The 3035-nt window shown below is 51.4% G+C and carries 1 rRNA gene; it reads left to right on the forward strand.

Annotated elements, in window-relative coordinates:
- Nucleotides 1-105: 105 nt before the first annotated feature.
- Nucleotides 106-3034: ribosomal RNA gene (locus FS486_RS19810) — 23S ribosomal RNA — on the forward strand.
- The last annotated feature ends 1 nt before the right edge of the window (nucleotide 3035 follow it).

The raw sequence follows: 3035 nt of genomic DNA on the forward strand, positions 1-3035 counted from the left end.
ACTTGTTCTTTGAAAACTGGATAAAACGACATTGAAACAATAAATGCAAGAAATTCAAATTGTGATCACTTGGTGATCATGATGTGTAACACTTTTTAACTTTTAGGTTAAGTTAATAAGGGCGCACGGTGAATGCCTTGGCACTAGGAGCCGAAGAAGGACGGCACTAACACCGATATGCTTCGGGGAGCTGTAAGTGAGCTTTGATCCGGAGATTTCCGAATGGGGAAACCCACTGTTCGTAATGGAGCAGTACATTTGCGTGAATACATAGCGCATCTGTGGCACACCCAGGGAACTGAAACATCTAAGTACCTGGAGGAAGAGAAAGAAAAATCGATTCCCTGAGTAGCGGCGAGCGAAACGGGAATAGCCCAAACCAAGAGGCTTGCCTCTTGGGGTTGTAGGACACTCTACATAGAGTTACAAAGGAATGAGTTAGACGAAGCGATCTGGAAAGGTCCGCAGGATAGGGTAAAAGCCCCGTAGTCAAAAGTTCATTCTCTCTTGAGTGTATCCTGAGTACGGCGGAACACGTGAAATTCCGTCGGAATCCGGGAGGACCATCTCCCAAGGCTAAATACTCCCTAGTGACCGATAGTGAACCAGTACCGTGAGGGAAAGGTGAAAAGCACCCCGGAAGGGGAGTGAAATAGACCCTGAAACCGTGTGCCTACAAGTAGTCAGAGCCCGTTAATGGGTGATGGCGTGCCTTTTGTAGAATGAACCGGCGAGTTACGATTACATGCAAGGTTAAGTTGAGAAGACGGAGCCGCAGCGAAAGCGAGTCTGAATAGGGCGAATGAGTATGTGGTCGTAGACCCGAAACCAGGTGATCTACCCATGTCCAGGATGAAGGTAAGGTAACACTTACTGGAGGTCCGAACCCACGTACGTTGAAAAGTGCGGGGATGAGGTGTGGGTAGCGGAGAAATTCCAATCGAACCTGGAGATAGCTGGTTCTCTCCGAAATAGCTTTAGGGCTAGCCTCAAACGTGAGAATCTTGGAGGTAGAGCACTGTTTGGACTAGGGGCCCATCCCGGGTTACCGAATTCAGACAAACTCCGAATGCCAATGATTTATGTTTGGGAGTCAGACTGCGAGTGATAAGATCCGTAGTCAAGAGGGAAACAGCCCAGACCACCAGCTAAGGTCCCCAAGTATTTGTTAAGTGGAAAAGGATGTGGCGTTGCTTAGACAACCAGGATGTTGGCTTAGAAGCAGCCATCATTTAAAGAGTGCGTAATAGCTCACTGGTCGAGTGACGCTGCGCCGAAAATGTATCGGGGCTAAACAAATCACCGAAGCTGTGGATTGATACCTTTGGTATCAGTGGTAGGAGAGCGTTCTAAGGGCGTTGAAGTCAGACCGGAAGGACTGGTGGAGCGCTTAGAAGTGAGAATGCCGGTATGAGTAGCGAAAGATGGGTGAGAATCCCATCCACCGTATGACTAAGGTTTCCTGAGGAAGGCTCGTCCGCTCAGGGTTAGTCGGGACCTAAGTCGAGGCCGATAGGCGTAGACGATGGACAACAGGTTGATATTCCTGTACCACCACCCCGCCGTTTGAGTAATGGGGGGACGCAGGAGGATAGGGTAAGCGTGCTGTTGGTTATGCACGTCCAAGCAGTGAGGCGTGAATGTAGGCAAATCCGCATTCTATAACGTTGGGCTGTGATGGCGAGCTCGTATGAGCGAAGTTCCTGATTTCACACTGCCAAGAAAAGCCTCTAACGAGGCGGGAGGTGCCCGTACCGCAAACCGACACAGGTAGTCGAGGAGAGAATCCTAAGGTGAGCGAGAGAACTCTCGTTAAGGAACTCGGCAAAATGACCCCGTAACTTCGGGAGAAGGGGTGCTCTTTGAGGTGCATAGCCTCGAAGAGCCGCAGTGAATAGGCCCAGGCGACTGTTTAGCAAAAACACAGGTCTCTGCAAAACCGTAAGGTGAAGTATAGGGGCTGACGCCTGCCCGGTGCTGGAAGGTTAAGAGGAGTGCTTAGCGCAAGCGAAGGTGCGAATTGAAGCCCCAGTAAACGGCGGCCGTAACTATAACGGTCCTAAGGTAGCGAAATTCCTTGTCGGGTAAGTTCCGACCCGCACGAAAGGCGTAACGATCTGGGCACTGTCTCAACGAGAGACTCGGTGAAATTATAGTACCTGTGAAGATGCAGGTTACCCGCGACAGGACGGAAAGACCCCGTGGAGCTTTACTATAGCTTGATATTGAATTTTGGTGCAACTTGTACAGGATAGGCAGGAGCCAGAGAGCCCGGAGCGCCAGCTTCGGAGGAGGCGTCGGTGGGATACTGCCCTGGTTGTATTGAAATTCTAACCCATACCCGTAACCCGGGTAGGAGACAGTGTCAGGCGGGTAGTTTGACTGGGGCGGTCGCCTCCTAAAGTGTAACGGAGGCGCCCAAAGGTTCCCTCAGAATGGTTGGAAATCATTCGAAGAGTGTAAAGGCAGAAGGGAGCTTGACTGCGAGACCTACAAGTCGAGCAGGGTCGAAAGACGGGCTTAGTGATCCGGTGGTTCCGCATGGAAGGGCCATCGCTCAACGGATAAAAGCTACCCCGGGGATAACAGGCTTATCTCCCCCAAGAGTCCACATCGACGGGGAGGTTTGGCACCTCGATGTCGGCTCATCGCATCCTGGGGCTGTAGTCGGTCCCAAGGGTTGGGCTGTTCGCCCATTAAAGCGGTACGCGAGCTGGGTTCAGAACGTCGTGAGACAGTTCGGTCCCTATCCGTCGTGGGCGTAGGAAATTTGAGAGGAGCTGTCCTTAGTACGAGAGGACCGGGATGGACACACCGCTGGTGTACCAGTTGTTCTGCCAAGAGCATCGCTGGGTAGCTATGTGTGGACGGGATAAGTGCTGAAAGCATCTAAGCACGAAGCCCCCCTCAAGATGAGATTTCCCATTACGCAAGTAAGTAAGATCCCTCAAAGACGATGAGGTAGATAGGTTCGGGGTGGAAGCGTGGCGACACGTGCAGCTGACGAATACTAATCGATCGAGGACTTAACCAAA

The organism is Bacillus sp. FJAT-22090 (assembly GCF_007676755.1).
In the GTDB taxonomy this organism is placed as follows: domain Bacteria; phylum Bacillota; class Bacilli; order Bacillales_A; family Planococcaceae; genus Psychrobacillus.